The following is a 15001-nucleotide window of genomic DNA, read 5'->3' on the forward strand; positions in this document are numbered from 1 at the left end:
GAAGCCGTTCAAGTGAATGTAAATTATTGGATCAATGTTTAACCGCAAAGCTTTTCGCTAAGGTTGCTAAGCTTACGGATGTCTTTGCTAGGGTTTATTTGGTGAAAATTAAGACCTAATGTTATTAATGTGCTTTGCGTCTTTCTTTTGCATTCTTTGTGGTTGTGGAAAGAATTTACTCCTCCATAAAACCTACAGTACCACCAACCCAATCAAAATCGGCATTGTAACGTACGCCGATCATTTTACCACGGCTTAAGCGGGCCAGATTAATGCACAGTTGGGGTTCGCCACCATCAGGCCATAAATACATCATCCTTACTTCTGCCTTTACGCCACCATCAGGTGCCTGTACAGCTGGCTCGTAATTTACCTTTCTTTGTAAAATCCAGTTTTCCGGATCTTTTATATTAGTAATGTCCGTTTCACTAACATCGATAATTACGCCCATCCCAGCAAAAGAGAATAATGGCTTAAGTACGTAGTTCTCTAAATCTTTAGGAATTGCAGTTAATTCATTTAAAAAACGTGTTTCGGGTACAAACTCACTTTTCAAGAAGGGCATGGTATATTTGCTGATTCGATAAAACCAGTTTGGATGTGTTACCCATTCCACATCGAGTTCTTCACGTGGATCGAAACTATTTTTAAAAATCTCGGTATTATTGGCCACTTCGTCAAATATCAAGCGGTTATAAATTCTTTTTAACTGGATTTTTTTACCATCTTCTTCGTAAAAGAGCTGTTTGCCTACTTTTTTAATATCTTCCAATGCCAAGATTTTAATACCCAACATTTTTTGGGTAACAAAAAAATCAATAGCTGTTTTTTGATGAGGTGCATCTACATCCATCAAGGCCACTTCTTCTGGCTTGTGAGCGCCAATAATAACTTCTTTAAGCAGCTTGATGTACCCTTCCTCGTTAAAGCCGTTTAAGAAATGATTCACAGAGCTATCAATTTCAAAACCTGCCTTAAAAGTTTTTGCTAAATGATGCTGAAATCCATATAAGGAAGGGAATCCTTGCATTTCGATCAACATGGGGGTAAGTTCTCCTGCTTGATTTTTACAAATGCCGAAATCGAAAGTTAAAAAGTGTGGTTGCTTGTTCTCATTAGGGACGTTCCAATCTGTTGGAATCGACTTTTGGGTAAGTGCCTTAAAGTTGGGTTGCTTAATTAGCTTGATAATTTCTTCCCCTGCTTCAATTAACTTTTGTTTTAACCGCTTCGGAATAAATATCGGGGTTTCAGCAACGCGAAAAGGAATTTCAGGATAACCTAAACCAAGCTGGGTTAAAAAAGCCTGGTACTTTTCTCTAGTAAACTGTTGATTGTATTTTTGGCGTTGAGCAGGTATCATATGTTTTTATAGTTTTCGTCATTGCTAGGCACGAAGCAATCCTAGAACCATCGCTAAAGCATTAAGATTGCTTCGTGCCTAGCAATGACGGCTATTTGTTTATACCGCTTGCAAATCCCCAATTGCTTTTTGCAAGAAATTAGGTAAGATAACACTTTGTGTAAGTACAATTCTTGCCGGATCGTCTAAACTGTTTAACATATCCAGGTATTTTTGTTCGCCATGCAGACCGATGATTGCTTTTTTCTTTTCTTCTTGAAGTAAGTACATTTTCATGCCCACCGGATCAGCTTCTGGATGAAACTGCGTACCGATGATTTCTTCAGAAAAGCGGATCGACATCATGCAACGTTCTAAATCCACATGTTTACGCTCTTTTTCAATGGCTAATAATTTTGCGCCTTTTTTCTCGAAAGCAGCAAAATCTGGCTCGATCACTTGCCAATCTCTGCTGTCTACCGAAAAGAAAGGATTGGTAATGCCATTAAAAATTTCGTCTTTTTCTCCTTCTTCTGTTAAGTTTATAGGGAAAATACCAAAAGCGTTCGACCGTCTTTCGGTTACATTACCCAACTCATATTTTCTACAAGCCAATTGGAAGGAGTGGCAGATCAAAAAAGCATACTTTTTTCTTTCGTCATTTTTATGGTTAAAAGCTTCTATCTGATCTAAGAGATTAAAGAAGTCATTTTCCCATTGTTCGCCCTTACTTTCAATAGGGCTGCCTGGGCCACCACTAGAAATATAAGCATCGTAACCAATGTGTGGTATTTCTCCTTTTTGCCTTAAATCGAAAATATCAAAGCTTAGATCGATATTGTTTTCGTTTCTAAAACGGGATAAAATTTCCTGAATTCCCCGCATACCCTGATTAGGTGCACCGTTATTCATGTCAACAACGGCCACCTTTAAGCTCCTTTTATCCATTATAAAATTACTTTGCGCCTATAAGTGTTTGAGTAGTAATGTAATCTACCACCGCCTCAAAGTTACCAGTTTGTTGGTAAACCGCCAACTGCCTATCTGCGCCTGTACCATGCTCCAATATTTTATGCACATAATTAATGTCATCACGGCAGCCTAAATCATCCACCACATCATCTACAAAATCTAACAGTTCTAAAATAAGGTTGCGGCAGTTCACTTCCATTTCTTTCCCGAAATCGATTAGGTTCCCATCAATTCCATAACGGGCAGCCCGCCATTTATTCTCATTGATTAATGCTCTCGAATAGCTGATAAACTCCATGTTCTGCAAACGCAGTTTGTATAGTTTGGCACATAATGCCTGAAATAATGCCGTAAAAGCCATTGTTTCATCAATCAACATCGGGCAATCGCAAATGCGGAACTCAACAGTGTCGAAAAACGGATGCACACGGATATCCCACCAAATCTTTTTTGCATTGTCCATGCAATTGGTTTTGATGAGCAGTTTTACATAATTATCGTAATCCTCAATGCTATTAAAAATATCAGGGATACCAGTACGTGGAAATTTGTCGAAAATTTTAGTGCGAAAAGATTTGTAACCCGTGTTCCGCGATTCCCAGAATGGCGAGTTGGTTGATAAAGCAAAAACATGCGGTAAAAAATACCTCACCTGATTGGCGATGTGAATAGCCAGTTCGCGCGATTGGAAACCAACATGTACATGCAGACCAAAAATGAGGTTAGAACGTGCAGCTTCCTGTAGTTCGTTCACAATCTCATTATAACGGGGATGTTCTGTAATTAACTGCTTTTCCCAATGCGAGAAAGGGTGAGTGCCAGCGGCCCCAATTCTTAAGCCCTGCTCTCCGGCTAGCTGCGAAACCGTATAACGCAGTTGAGAAATCTCTTCGCGTGCTTCGGTGGTGGTTTTACAAATACCGGTTCCAACTTCTACCACAGCCTGGTGCATTTCTGCTTTAACCTGGTCTTTGTGAATTTTTTGGGCGGCTTCTACAATTTTTTGCTCGTGCGAAGTGAGCTCTCTGGTAACGGGATCAATTACCATATATTCTTCTTCTATGCCCAGCGTAAATTCGTTCATTCTTCTATTGATTAAAATTAAATCCCAGTTATTTTTTTGCTGCCGGTTTTTTAGGTTTTGCAGCTGTTTTTTCTGTTGTTGCAGTCTTAACCTTTTCTGTCGCCGTAACTTTCTTTGGAGTAGTTGTTTTAGCCACTTTTGGTGCAGTTTTAGCTATTAACGGTTTGCCTCCAACTGACAATTTAATATATTCGCCCCAGGTTAAATTATCTTGTCCGTCTTTTTGTGCTTTAGCTCTTTCTATGGCGTAATTTGCCGTAGTTTCTACTACCCAATCAAAATTTTCCTGACCAACACTCTTAATGTCGGCATCAGGGGCAGGGTTACAGAAATCGATTGCAATAGGTACACCATTACGCACGGCAAATTCAACAGTATTGAAATCGTAGCCCAAATATCTGCATAACTTTAGGGTGTATTCTTCTACTGTTTTAAGCAATTTCGGATCTGGCGATTTACCTTCCGTTGCATAGCGTAAGTGATGCGGATTACGTGGATCATACTGCATAATACGCACATATTTGCCACCTATACAATAACACCTAAAATATTCTTCGAAAATAATTTCTTCCTGCAAAAGCATTACCAGTTGTTGGGTGCCGCTGTGTTTATCAAAAAAATCTTCTTTATCATGAAGTTTATAAACATCTCTCCAGCCCCCACCATCATAAGGTTTCATATACGCCGGAAAACCTACATACTCGAAAATCGCATCCCAATTTAATGGCATTTCCAGGTTAGAAAAAGATTCGGATGTTGTTCCGGTTGGATGTTCTCTTGAAGGGATTAAGGCCGTTTTGGGTACGGGAACACCAATTTGTTCGGCCAGGGCATTGTTAAAAAACTTTTCGTCGGCGCTCCACCAAAATGGATTGTTGATTACGGCAGTTCCTGTAATGGCAGCATTTTTTAATGAGGCGCGATAGAATGGTACATCTTGCGAAATCCGGTCGATAATTACCGAATAACCCAGCGGCGAATTTTGAAATATCTTATCGATTTTAACAGCTTCGGCAGTAATGCCTTTTTCTGCTTTTTGATTAATTCTTTCGATTACGGCTTCAGGAAAAGAGCGTTCCTGTCCAAATAAAATCCCTATTTTTTTCATAGTTTTAATTGTCTTTCAATCGTGATAAAGCGATCATGAGCCTTTGTAGTTGGTTACACTTGTTTGCTCATGATGGTTTCATTGGTAAGTATTGAGTTTAATTGTTTAACTGGTTAATCGGTTAATTGTTTGATAAAATTATATCCTAAATCGACTCGGGACTTAAGACCGCCGACTTAGGACTAAACTAAAGCTGTGCAATATAATCCGGAAACATTTCTCTCCAGATGGGCCAATCGTGATCTGCATTTTGTCTGATATCAAGCCAGTGATTGATACCCTTTTTATTTAAAATATTGGATAAACGCTCATTATCGGGCCTGCACATATCACGGTCTGTTGTGCCCAAAACAATTTTCATATAATGTAGCTCGGGGTTACTGTTATTCAGCAGATAATCAACCGGGTTGTTGAAATAAACATCGTCATTGTAAAAACCGTCTAGCTGGCCAGAAATATCGAAAGCCCCGCTCATACTAAACATGTGGCTTACCAACCAGGGGTGTCTGAAAGCGAAATTTGCTGCATGATAACCACCAAAACTACAGCCAGCAGTAATAATTTTGCTGTGCCCGGTTTCGTGCCTGGCCAGAGGGGCTACCTCTTCCAATAAATACTTGTCGTACCAGATGTGGTTTTTAACCCTGTCGGCAGGATGGATACTTTTGTTGTACCAGCTTAATTTATCAACACCATCAGGGCAATAGATCTTAATTTTTCCTTCATTGATAAAACCCTCAACAGAATCGATCAACTTGAAATCCTTGTTTTCAAAATATCGACCCATGCTTGTTGGGAACAGTAGGATAGGGATGCCACCGTGACCAAAGATGAGCATGTCGATTTCGCCACTTAAATTCGGGCTGTACCATTTCTTATGTTCTTCTTTAACCATAATAAAAATTGAATGATTTAAGGTATAAATTAAAATCTACAAAAAGAATTGTTTAAGCAGTAAAATGAAGCAAATTAAATGCGTATTGTAAAAATTAACCTATGATAATTAATAGTTTACGGAGATTTGTACCTTTGCACCCTAATTCTGAGGCGATAGCCATGTGATAGGGGATTTTGAATATGATGTACACCACAATTTTATCCGTAAAAGTTAATACCAGTAACTTTAAAATACCCTCGGCTTATTTAAAGCATGAGGTAGAAATAGATATTTACGCACCCGAAGGTATTTTAGGAAATGAGAAAATAGAGCTTCTTTTATTAAATGATGGGCAGGATGTGGCCAGAATGGATTTTAGCCGGATTTTGGAAGAAGCCCACCACGGCAAAAGAAACCATAGGTTGGTTGTGGTAGCCATTAAAGCATCAGCAGATCGTTTAATGGAGTATGGTGTTGCGGGGGTGCCCGATTTTAAAGGACGTGGTGCGAAAGCCAGTTTATATACTGATTTCGTGATTAAAGAACTTTTGCCTTTTGTTAAAAAGAAAATTGCGATGCCGATAACTGGTAAAGTAGGTTTTGCTGGTTTTTCTCTGGGTGGTTTATCTGCATTCGATATTGCTTGGAATAATCCTGCTGCTTTTGATGTTATTGGTGTTTTTTCAGGAGCATTTTGGTGGAGAAAAAAAGACCTGGCCGAGGGGTATACCGATGCCGACCGTATTATGCATCAACAACTGGAAAATACTTCTACTAAGCCAGATATGAAATTCTGGTTAATGACCGGAACGGAAGACGAAAAGGCCGACAGGAACAAAAATATGATCATCGATTCGATAGACGATACGATCGATATTGTTAAAATACTTCTAAATAAAGGTTACAAACGGCCAGAAAATGTTTTTTATTACGAAAAAGTTGGTGGCAAACACGATGTTCCGACCTGGGAAAGTGTAATGCCAGCTTTTTTAGATTGGGCATTTGAGGTTTAGTGATAGAATCGATTAGTATCGCCGTCATTCCCGCGAATGCGGGAATCGTAATACAAGCGCTTTAAGATTCCCAATCGAGTTGGGAATGACGACCGTTAGTGTGGCTACTCATATTTCAAAAAAATACCAGTATCAAATATCGTCCATAAACAGCTCCGCTGCCCGCAAGCTTTTAGCGCGGCATTTGCCCAGGTATTACAGGTTTTAAAAATGCTGTAACTTCCTTTTGCTTCGTAAAAGGCATCACCAATGTCATAATGGATGTTCGATTTAACATTGATCAGATGTCCGGCTTTATCTTTTTTGAAACTATTTAAAATATAATCGATCAGTTGCAGATATTGCGCTTTGCTGATGATAATTTTCTTGCAGTTCGCATCTTCCAGTATATTTTTGTAATAGGTGGTGTGCATGGCAGATGTGCTTAAACCCGAAATGGCCCTTAACCCATTGCTAAGTTTAAGGTCTGAAAATTCTGGCGTTTCGAGGTAGAATTTCTTATCGCCCCAGCCCATGGCCAAATATTGATAAGTGCTATCGGCTTCCAGCGTATTTTGATAACTGATTTCTTTTGTCCAGTTTATTTCGGCGTTGACCGCCGGAACCACAATATCAGTATGCACACCATTCGTCATGATGTAGATGGTAACCTCTTTTGGGTTTATAGGATTGGCATTTATGGTAATGCGTGAGCAACAAAAAGCAGCTAGGAAGTAAATCCCAAGCAATGCGATAAAAACAATTAAAAATCTGCCCGTATATTTTAAAACCCTTTTGTTCATTCTTTTCTGGTTGTTTCAATTAATATACCAATGCCATTTTGGGTAACCCAATTTGCAAAATAATTTCGACTATCGATTTTATTGATAGCGGTATCGAAAAACATGATTTTTTGCGGTTGCAAGTTATTCCTACCTTAACAGCATGATAAAAGGATTATTTGAAACACATATTTATGTCGAAGATTTAGCAAGATCGATCGATTTTTACAGTAATACATTGGGCTTAACACAGTGCCATTACGAAGAAGAACGTAAAATTGCCTTTTTTTGGATCGGAAAACCCCAGGAAGCCATGTTGGGGATTTGGGAAAAACCTAAAGACGAAATCGATATCAGGCATTTTGCTTTCCGTTGTGAGGTGGATGATGTGCTGAACAAATCAGTTCAATTTCTTGAATCTAAAAATCTTCAGCCTTATAATTTTCTTAAAAGTGGAAATCGCGAACCCATGGTTTTTGCCTGGATGCCCGCTTTGGCTATTTACTTTAACGATCCTGATGGGCATGCACTGGAGTTTATTGCCATTTTGGAAGGAGAAGCTAAACCAGAACTGGGTGTAATTTCTTATCAGGAATGGTTAAACATGTAAATTTCATTCAGCTAGTTTTGTTAGCGCTTCAGCTGTCGAACCTAAAAAATTGATGTGTTTGCCTTTATTGCTTTCGTAAATAAAATCTTTAATGCTTTTACTTTGATATGGACTAAAATCGCCAATAATGGCCAGGCTTACCCGATAATTTGAAAACTTTTGAAGGATTTCACCGGCTATTCCGTTTTTCAGGTCGAAGAAGGCGGAAGTAAGATTATGTTCTTGTATAATGATTTTATCAAAACCCTGGTAATATAGGTTCCCCAATAAGTCTAATCCATCGGCTGCATCATTAATAATAATTTCTTCAGAAATAATTTCTGCAATATTGATGTTGTTTATGGTGTGCGTTTCAATTTTCATCTTTAGGTATGTAAATGGCAGGTGTTGTATTTTGTCGTGGCTAATTTAAAGATTATGTTTTCTTTTAAACATTTGTTCAAACCCGTAATTGATTGAAAAAAGAAGCATACTGCCTTTCTGTTTAAAAATGAGATAATTGCAACATTATCATCGTATTAAATAGTGACAGATATAGTAGAAAATCCATTTCAAAACACTATCTTTGCGCCAAATTTGAGGCGCATTTTATGCAAAAGATTAGAAATATAGCTATTATAGCACACGTTGACCACGGTAAAACCACGTTGGTTGATAAGATTTTACACTCTTGTTCTATTTTTCGTGACAACGAACAAACAGGAGATTTGATATTGGATAACAACGATTTAGAGCGCGAGCGTGGTATCACGATTGTATCTAAAAACGTATCTGTTCAGTACAAAGACGTAAAAATTAACATTATTGACACTCCTGGTCACGCGGATTTTGGCGGTGAGGTAGAGCGTGTTTTGAAAATGGCAGATGGTGTACTTTTACTTTGCGATGCTTTTGAAGGTGCAATGCCTCAAACACGTTTCGTAACGCAAAAAGCTTTGGCACTGGGTTTAAAGCCAATTGTGGTGGTAAACAAAGTGGATAAAGAAAACTGCCGCCCTGAAGAGGTTTATGAGCAGATTTTCGAATTGTTCTTTAACCTTGAAGCAACTGAAGATCAATTGGATTTTCCTGTAATTTATGGTTCATCTAAACAAGGATGGATGAGTACAGACTGGAAAGTACCAACTACTGATATCTTCGCTTTGTTAGATGCAGTTGTGGCAAACATTCCGCCTGCACCAATCAACGAGGGTACATTGCAGATGCAGATCACTTCGTTAGATTATTCATCTTTCGTTGGTCGTATCGCAATCGGTCGTGTACATCGCGGTACAATTAAAGAAAACCAACCGGTTACTTTAATTAAACGCGATGGTAAAATCGTAAAATCAAGAGTAAAAGAACTTTATACTTTCGAAGGTTTAGGAAAAATCCGTACTTCAGAAGTAAGTTCAGGTGATATTTGTGCTGTTGTAGGTATTGACGGATTTGATATTGGCGATACTATTGCTGATTTCGAAGCACCAGAACAATTACCGGTAATTAGCATTGATGAGCCAACAATGAACATGTTGTTTACCATTAATAACTCTCCGTTTTTTGGTAAAGAAGGTAAATTAGTAACCTCTCAGCGTATTAAAGAGCGTTTGTACAAAGAGATGGAGAAAAACTTAGCTTTAAAAGTTGTTGAAACAGCTTCTCCAGATGCTTGGTTAGTTTATGGTCGTGGTATTCTCCATTTATCTGTATTAATCGAAACGATGCGTCGTGAAGGTTATGAGATCCAGGTAGGTCAGCCTCAGGTTATCATTAAAGAAATTGATGGTAAGAAACATGAGCCGATTGAAACTTTAATCGTTGATGTTCCGGGAGAAGTTTCTGGTAAAGTAATCGAATTGGTAACTCAGCGTAAAGGTGAGTTGTTGATTATGGAGCCAAAAGGCGATTTACAGCACTTAGAATTCGAAATCCCTGCACGTGGTATCATTGGTTTACGTAACAACGTTTTAACTGCTACAGCAGGTGAGGCAATTATGGCACACCGTTTCAAAGCTTACGAGCCTTGGAAAGGTACAATCCCTGGTCGTTTAAACGGTGTACTGGTTTCAATGGAAAAAGGACAAACTACAGCTTATTCAATTGATAAGTTACAAGATAGGGGCCGTTTCTTCATCGATCCGGGAACTGATGTTTACGAAGGGCAGATTATGGGTGAACACATCCGTGATAACGATTTAGTAGTAAACGTAGTAAAAGGTAAAGCATTAACCAATATGCGTGCTTCTGGTACTGATGATAATACACGTATTGCACCAGCAATTAAATTCTCTTTAGAAGAAGCTATGGAATATATCCAGGCTGATGAGTATATCGAGGTTACACCGCAAAGCATGCGTTTACGTAAAATCTTCTTAACAGAACAAGAACGTAAAGTTAAAGGAAAGCAATTCGCTTAGACCTATATCCCTACAGGGGAGTTAAAATACATATCACTAAAGCCTCGATGTAAAATCGGGGCTTTTTTGTGTTTAATGGCTTTGTTGGAGTTGGTAACTTTAATCATAAATGGGCGCTGAAGTTGTCAATCCTTCGTTCCGTTAAATACCCGATGAAGGATCGGGTGATACCGCTTCAATAAGGTTTAGGTTTGTTAAGGCTGTGGTAATAGGTTCCTTAAGTTTTGCTTATCTTGCCCCTGCAAAATTTTTACCATGCAAACTTACCTTCAATCCTTTAATATTCTTTCGCCAGCAGAAATAGAAATCTTTAGGGTTAATGCTGTACCAAGAACATTAAAAAAAGGAGAATTCTTTATTACCGAGAATAAAATTTGTGAGGAAGTTGCTTTTATTAAATCGGGTATTTTGCGTTCTTATTATACCGCTGCCAGTGCCGAGGAATATACCTACTGCCTCACTTTTCCCAATCAGTTTATGACGGCCTATTCTTCACTGATTACCGGAAACCCAACTGTTGAGAATATCCAGGCGATGAGTGATGTAGATTTATTGATTATTAAAAAGGAGGTTGTAGATGCCTTGGCCGAATCGAGCATAAATGGATTGAAATTGTTAAAAATAATAGCTGAACAGCAATATCTTCATTTGGAGAAACGTGTTTTCATGTATCAAAAAAATGCTGCTAAGGCACGTTATGTTGAACTTTTTAAAAGCCATCCCGATTATATCAAAAAAATTCCGGTAAAATACCTGGCATCTTTTCTGGCTATTACCCCAAGGCACTTAAGTCGGCTCCGAAAAGAAATTATTTAAGGACATTTGTCTGCCTGTTGAGCAAAAAATCAGGGTTAATTTTGTGCTGTAAATAAAAGCAACATGAAAAATATTTTAATCCTAAATGGGCATCCAAATAAAGATAGTATCAATTTTGCATTAGCCGAGGCCTATTATAAAGGCGCTAAAGATTCGGGTGCAAATGTTTCGTTAATCCATATTGCCGAATTGGTATTTAATCCCAACCTGGCCTTCGGTTATCGTCAAAGAACAGAATTAGAACCCGATTTGTTATTGACCCTAGAAAAAATCAAAACTGCTGATCATTTGGTTTGGATTCACCCTGTATGGTGGGGAGGTATGCCAGCCATAATGAAAGGTTTTATCGATCGTTTGTTTCTACCCGGAATTACTTTTCAATACCGCGAAAATAGTGTTTGGTGGGATAAGCTATTAAAAGGAAAAACAGCGCGTATCATTACCACATTAGATCAGCCATCCTGGTATTATCGCCTGTTTTTTGGCCGACCGAGTGTTAATCAATTAAAGAAAAGTGTATTGCAGTATTGTGGTGTAAAACCTGTTAAAGTTAGCTATATAGGCATTGTTAAAAATTCTACCGAAAACCAACGTTTAAAGTGGCTTAATAAAGCGTTTTTACTAGGTAAATCTTTCGGGTAGCGAGTTGTAGGTCAAAATGAATTGTTGGCTGTTAAGGTAATTTTGTCATGAATTTTTCATAAAACCTTTAGGAATAAAAAATTAACAATTGTATGGCAGTTGATGTTCTTGTGACTTTTAATTTTGCATTTTCAAAAGCAAACTAATCGTCCCAATCATGATTAATAAAGGGTTATCCAAGGTGGGTATATTTTTATTAAATGTGCTCTCTCTGTTGCCGCTATTTATCTTATACAGATTGGCAGATGCTTTTTATGTATTAATATTTTATGTTTTCGGCTACCGCAGAAAAGTAGTTAAAGAAAACTTGATTAATGCGTTTCCCGAAAAAAGTACCTCAGAAATTAATGATATAGAAAAGCGTTTTTATAAATTTTTGTCTTCACTTTTTATTGAAGTGATCAAAATGAAAAGTATTTCTAAAAAGGAATTAAACAAAAGGGTAAAGTTTAAAAATACCGATCTGGTAGAAGCTTATCTCAAAAATAATGAAAGTGTACTTTTCTGCTCATCACATTACGGTAATTATGAATGGGTGTGCATGGCCATTGGTTTAAACTTTTCGGGCGAACATTACCCTATTTATAAGCCGTTGAGTAGCGAAGCTTTTAATAATTGGTTTTTGACCATGAGAAGCAAATTTGGCAACCGTATGGTGTCAATGCGTCAAACCTTAAGGGCTATCCAATCGAGCAAAAATAAACCAACCATGTTTACTTTTGGAAGCGATCAGGCACCTTCGAAGGATGAATCGAACTATTGGACAACTTTTTTAAATCAAGAATCTTCCATCCAGTTAGGAGTTGAGAAAATCGCCAGAAAAACAAATCGCCCGGTGTTTTACCTTAAAATAAATTATTTAAAAAGAGGATATTACGAAGTAGATTGTGTGCCGATTTGTTTAAATCCTGCTGAAACTGCCGAATTTGAAATCACCGAAATGCATACACACTTTTTGGAAGATATGATTAAAGAAGCACCGGCTTACTGGTTGTGGAGTCACCGCAGGTGGAAATATAAACCAGAGCAGAAAGTTCAGAAAGTGGTGGTAAGGGATCAGGATATCATGGATGCCATAGTTTAAGCTTTTTGCGTCTATAAATTAAAATCTAACATTTTTGTGGCATAATTCTTTGCGTTGCTTTTTAATTTAGCAATTCAACTAATTCTGGTATGATTAAAAAGGGGATTTCCCATTTGGGAATATTTTTTTTAGGCGTATTATCTCTGTTTCCACTATCTGTTTTATACATTCTGGCCGATGGAGCTTATCTACTGCTTTATTTTGTTTTCGGCTACCGTAGGAAAGTGGTGAGGGAAAACCTGTTAAATGCCCTTCCTGGTAAATCATTAAATGAAATCATTCTTATCGAAAAACGTTTTTACCGCTACCTGGCTTCGCTGATATTTGAGATTGTAAAAATGAACGGGATCTCAAAGGAAGAAATAGAAAAACGTTTCATTTTTAAAAATAAAGCTCAGGTTCAGGCCTATTTAGACCGCGGCGAAAGCGTATTGATCTGTTCGGCACATTATGGTAACTGGGAATGGGGGACGCTGGGCATCGGGCTCAATTTTCAGGCAGATCATTACCCCATTTACAAACCCTTAACCAACCCGATATTCGATAACTGGTTTAAAAAAGTAAGAAGCAGATTTGGCAATAAGCTTATTGCCATGCGGCAGACCATGCGTGCTTTGCAAGCCAGTAAAGGTAAACCCAGCATCTTTAGTTTTGGTAACGACCAGGCACCTTCTAAAGATGAATCGCATTATTGGACTACTTTTTTGCATCAGCCCAGTTCGGTACAATTGGGGATAGAAAAAATTGCTAAACGTACCGGTCAACCGATATTTTATTTTAAGATAAATGTACTTAAGCGGGGTTTTTATAATGTAGATTGTGTTCCATTATGTTTAAACCCGGCTGAAACTGCTGAGTTTGAAATTACCGAGCTGCACACCCGCTTTTTGGAACAGATGATTAAAGAGAAACCGGAATATTGGTTGTGGAGCCATAAAAGATGGAAATACAAACCAAAAACGGAAACTGCTTTTATTGGAAATGAAATGTTAAAACAGGCATAATATTTATATTTGTGAATATTGTGCCTGTAAATGAAAACGTTCAAAAAAATATTACTGCTGCTGATCTATGCATTCTTTTTATCATTGTTTGCCTTATTTCTTTGGAAACCGTACCTCTTAAATGTATTAAAATATAGGACACCAAATGCCGAAACCTATAAAATTTTTCCGCAAGAAGTTTCTCATAAGAGTGATTCTGCCTTTCATTTTGTCAGGGCAGCAAAACCACGCAATGATTTGGATACTTTGCATGTACAGGATGGAAATAACCGGTTGATTCCATTAAAGACTTATTTAAAAAACGGGCAGATCAATGCCTTTATCGTGATCAGGAATGATAGTGTACTGTACGAAAGATATGATAAGGGATATTGCGATAGCACTTTAAGTACCATGTTTTCGGGAGCAAAAAGTATGATTTCTATTATGATTGGCCAGGCATTGGCCGATGGTAGTATTAAAAGTCTGAATGATAAGGTAACAAGATATATCCCTGAATTAAAATCGAACCCGGCTTTTGAGCAGATTACTTTAAAAAACCTGTTGGATATGAAATCGGGACTCGAGTTTCAGGATGCTTTGGGCGGGATTATAAAAGCTTTTTTTTCTGACGAAGCCAAATATTATTATACTGATGATATGCAGGCCCAATTGATGAAAGTAAAATTAGTTAACAAACCTGGTACGGTTTGGGTGTACAAAAGCATCGATCCGATTTTATTGGGCTGGGTTCTAAAAAAGGCGAGCGGCAAATCGGTGGCCGAGTATTTCGAAAGCCATGTATGGAAACAGATCGGAGCCGAATATAACTCAACCTGGGGCCTGGATCAGGTAAATGGCTTAACCAATACTGCCAGTCGTTTTCAGGTAACGGCGATAGATTTAGCTAAAATAGGCCGCCTGTATTTAAATAAAGGTAGGTACAATGGAAATCAGATTGTTCCTGAAAACTGGGTAAATCAATCGATCAACATTGGTAACGAAACTCCTGCATCAGCAAAAGGCTGGCAAAAATCTGCACATCATTACCTTTGGTGGATTCCGCAAGAAGGAGATCACGGCGATTATGCGGCAGAGGGTATGCTTGGCCAAAGGTTGTATATAGATCCGAAAACAAATACCATTATTGTGCAGTTTGCCGATCACGGTGCAGGGAATTATCCCTATCGAAAAATCAGTAGGTATTTGAGTGGATTGCCATTCAGTTATCCGAAGTCTTAACCGCAAAGTTCGCAAAGAAAAAGGAGCGCAGAGAACGTTAAGGGTTTTTCCATGCCTTCTTCGCGTAAAAC

The 15001-nt window shown here is 38.1% G+C and carries 15 protein-coding genes; 8 read left to right on the forward strand and 7 right to left on the reverse strand.

The window, feature by feature from the left end; genetic code table 11:
- Positions 1-175: 175 nt before the first annotated feature.
- From H9N25_RS22600 to H9N25_RS22620, 5 genes are all read right to left on the reverse strand, one after another.
- Positions 176-1363: a hypothetical protein gene (locus H9N25_RS22600; protein ID WP_190327306.1), complete on the reverse strand. Its 1188-nt coding sequence runs from the start codon at positions 1361-1363 to the stop codon at positions 176-178.
- A 99-nt stretch (positions 1364-1462) separates the two neighbouring features.
- Complete coding sequence (locus tag H9N25_RS22605; RefSeq protein ID WP_190327307.1) at positions 1463-2290, reverse strand: type 1 glutamine amidotransferase; 828 nt, start codon at positions 2288-2290, stop codon at positions 1463-1465.
- A gap of 7 nt (positions 2291-2297) precedes the next feature.
- The gene (locus H9N25_RS22610; protein ID WP_167296311.1) at positions 2298-3398 is read right to left on the reverse strand and encodes a carboxylate-amine ligase; all 1101 of its coding nucleotides are present in this window, start codon (positions 3396-3398) and stop codon (positions 2298-2300) included.
- Positions 3399-3426: 28 nt separating this feature from the next.
- Positions 3427-4506: an ATP-grasp domain-containing protein gene (locus tag H9N25_RS22615; RefSeq protein ID WP_190327308.1), complete on the reverse strand. Its 1080-nt coding sequence runs from the start codon at positions 4504-4506 to the stop codon at positions 3427-3429.
- A gap of 187 nt (positions 4507-4693) precedes the next feature.
- Positions 4694-5401 (reverse strand): esterase family protein, encoded by a 708-nt coding sequence (locus tag H9N25_RS22620; RefSeq protein ID WP_167296313.1) that lies wholly within the window; start codon positions 5399-5401, stop codon positions 4694-4696.
- Between the two features lie 182 nt (positions 5402-5583).
- Here H9N25_RS22620 and H9N25_RS22625 point away from each other — a divergent pair, with 182 nt between their 5' ends.
- Positions 5584-6396: an alpha/beta hydrolase gene (locus H9N25_RS22625; RefSeq protein WP_190327309.1), complete on the forward strand. Its 813-nt coding sequence runs from the start codon at positions 5584-5586 to the stop codon at positions 6394-6396.
- Between the two features lie 104 nt (positions 6397-6500).
- Here H9N25_RS22625 and H9N25_RS22630 read toward each other — a convergent pair whose 3' ends face one another.
- Complete coding sequence (locus tag H9N25_RS22630; RefSeq protein ID WP_190327310.1) at positions 6501-7178, reverse strand: TIGR02117 family protein; 678 nt, start codon at positions 7176-7178, stop codon at positions 6501-6503.
- Between the two features lie 142 nt (positions 7179-7320).
- Here H9N25_RS22630 and H9N25_RS22635 point away from each other — a divergent pair, with 142 nt between their 5' ends.
- Positions 7321-7767, forward strand: coding sequence for a VOC family protein (locus H9N25_RS22635; protein ID WP_167296316.1), 447 nt, complete (start codon positions 7321-7323; stop codon positions 7765-7767).
- A gap of 3 nt (positions 7768-7770) precedes the next feature.
- On the opposite strand, the gene H9N25_RS22640 is transcribed toward H9N25_RS22635, so the two are convergent.
- The gene (locus H9N25_RS22640; protein ID WP_190327311.1) at positions 7771-8130 is read right to left on the reverse strand and encodes a DUF4180 domain-containing protein; all 360 of its coding nucleotides are present in this window, start codon (positions 8128-8130) and stop codon (positions 7771-7773) included.
- Between the two features lie 227 nt (positions 8131-8357).
- On the opposite strand from H9N25_RS22640, the gene typA reads away from it, so the two are divergent.
- From typA to H9N25_RS22670, 6 genes are all read left to right on the forward strand, one after another.
- The gene (typA, locus tag H9N25_RS22645; RefSeq protein WP_167296318.1) at positions 8358-10163 is read left to right on the forward strand and encodes a translational GTPase TypA; all 1806 of its coding nucleotides are present in this window, start codon (positions 8358-8360) and stop codon (positions 10161-10163) included.
- 255 nt (positions 10164-10418) lie between these two features.
- Positions 10419-10979 (forward strand): Crp/Fnr family transcriptional regulator, encoded by a 561-nt coding sequence (locus tag H9N25_RS22650; RefSeq protein WP_190327312.1) that lies wholly within the window; start codon positions 10419-10421, stop codon positions 10977-10979.
- 63 nt (positions 10980-11042) lie between these two features.
- Positions 11043-11621 carry an NAD(P)H-dependent oxidoreductase gene (locus tag H9N25_RS22655; protein ID WP_167296320.1) on the forward strand — a complete coding sequence of 193 codons (579 nt, stop codon included), beginning with the start codon at positions 11043-11045 and terminating at the stop codon, positions 11619-11621.
- A 157-nt stretch (positions 11622-11778) separates the two neighbouring features.
- On the forward strand, positions 11779-12705 hold the full coding sequence (locus H9N25_RS22660) for a lysophospholipid acyltransferase family protein (protein WP_190327313.1): 927 nt from the start codon (positions 11779-11781) through the stop codon (positions 12703-12705).
- An 89-nt stretch (positions 12706-12794) separates the two neighbouring features.
- The gene (locus H9N25_RS22665; protein WP_190327314.1) at positions 12795-13709 is read left to right on the forward strand and encodes a lysophospholipid acyltransferase family protein; all 915 of its coding nucleotides are present in this window, start codon (positions 12795-12797) and stop codon (positions 13707-13709) included.
- A 30-nt stretch (positions 13710-13739) separates the two neighbouring features.
- On the forward strand, positions 13740-14930 hold the full coding sequence (locus H9N25_RS22670; protein ID WP_190327315.1) for a serine hydrolase domain-containing protein: 1191 nt from the start codon (positions 13740-13742) through the stop codon (positions 14928-14930).
- Positions 14931-15001: the final 71 nt, after the last annotated feature.

The sequence above is a fragment of the Pedobacter riviphilus genome (assembly GCF_014692875.1).
Taxonomy (GTDB): domain Bacteria; phylum Bacteroidota; class Bacteroidia; order Sphingobacteriales; family Sphingobacteriaceae; genus Pedobacter; species Pedobacter riviphilus.

Bases quoted from the DNA above. Each gene is read 5' to 3' on its own strand.
- H9N25_RS22635 (WP_167296316.1), top strand. From the start codon at position 7,321: ATGATAAAAGGATTATTTGAAACACATATTTATGTCGAAGATTTAGCA.
- H9N25_RS22650 (WP_190327312.1), top strand. From the start codon at position 10,419: ATGCAAACTTACCTTCAATCCTTTAATATTCTTTCGCCAGCAGAAATA.
- H9N25_RS22640 (WP_190327311.1), bottom strand. From the start codon at position 8,130: ATGAAAATTGAAACGCACACCATAAACAACATCAATATTGCAGAAATT.
- H9N25_RS22600 (WP_190327306.1), bottom strand. From the start codon at position 1,363: ATGATACCTGCTCAACGCCAAAAATACAATCAACAGTTTACTAGAGAA.
- H9N25_RS22605 (WP_190327307.1), bottom strand. From the start codon at position 2,290: ATGGATAAAAGGAGCTTAAAGGTGGCCGTTGTTGACATGAATAACGGT.
- H9N25_RS22655 (WP_167296320.1), top strand. From the start codon at position 11,043: ATGAAAAATATTTTAATCCTAAATGGGCATCCAAATAAAGATAGTATC.
- H9N25_RS22625 (WP_190327309.1), top strand. From the start codon at position 5,584: ATGATGTACACCACAATTTTATCCGTAAAAGTTAATACCAGTAACTTT.
- H9N25_RS22630 (WP_190327310.1), bottom strand. From the start codon at position 7,178: ATGAACAAAAGGGTTTTAAAATATACGGGCAGATTTTTAATTGTTTTT.
- H9N25_RS22665 (WP_190327314.1), top strand. From the start codon at position 12,795: ATGATTAAAAAGGGGATTTCCCATTTGGGAATATTTTTTTTAGGCGTA.
- H9N25_RS22620 (WP_167296313.1), bottom strand. From the start codon at position 5,401: ATGGTTAAAGAAGAACATAAGAAATGGTACAGCCCGAATTTAAGTGGC.
- typA (WP_167296318.1), top strand. From the start codon at position 8,358: ATGCAAAAGATTAGAAATATAGCTATTATAGCACACGTTGACCACGGT.
- H9N25_RS22615 (WP_190327308.1), bottom strand. From the start codon at position 4,506: ATGAAAAAAATAGGGATTTTATTTGGACAGGAACGCTCTTTTCCTGAA.
- H9N25_RS22670 (WP_190327315.1), top strand. From the start codon at position 13,740: ATGAAAACGTTCAAAAAAATATTACTGCTGCTGATCTATGCATTCTTT.
- H9N25_RS22660 (WP_190327313.1), top strand. From the start codon at position 11,779: ATGATTAATAAAGGGTTATCCAAGGTGGGTATATTTTTATTAAATGTG.
- H9N25_RS22610 (WP_167296311.1), bottom strand. From the start codon at position 3,398: ATGAACGAATTTACGCTGGGCATAGAAGAAGAATATATGGTAATTGAT.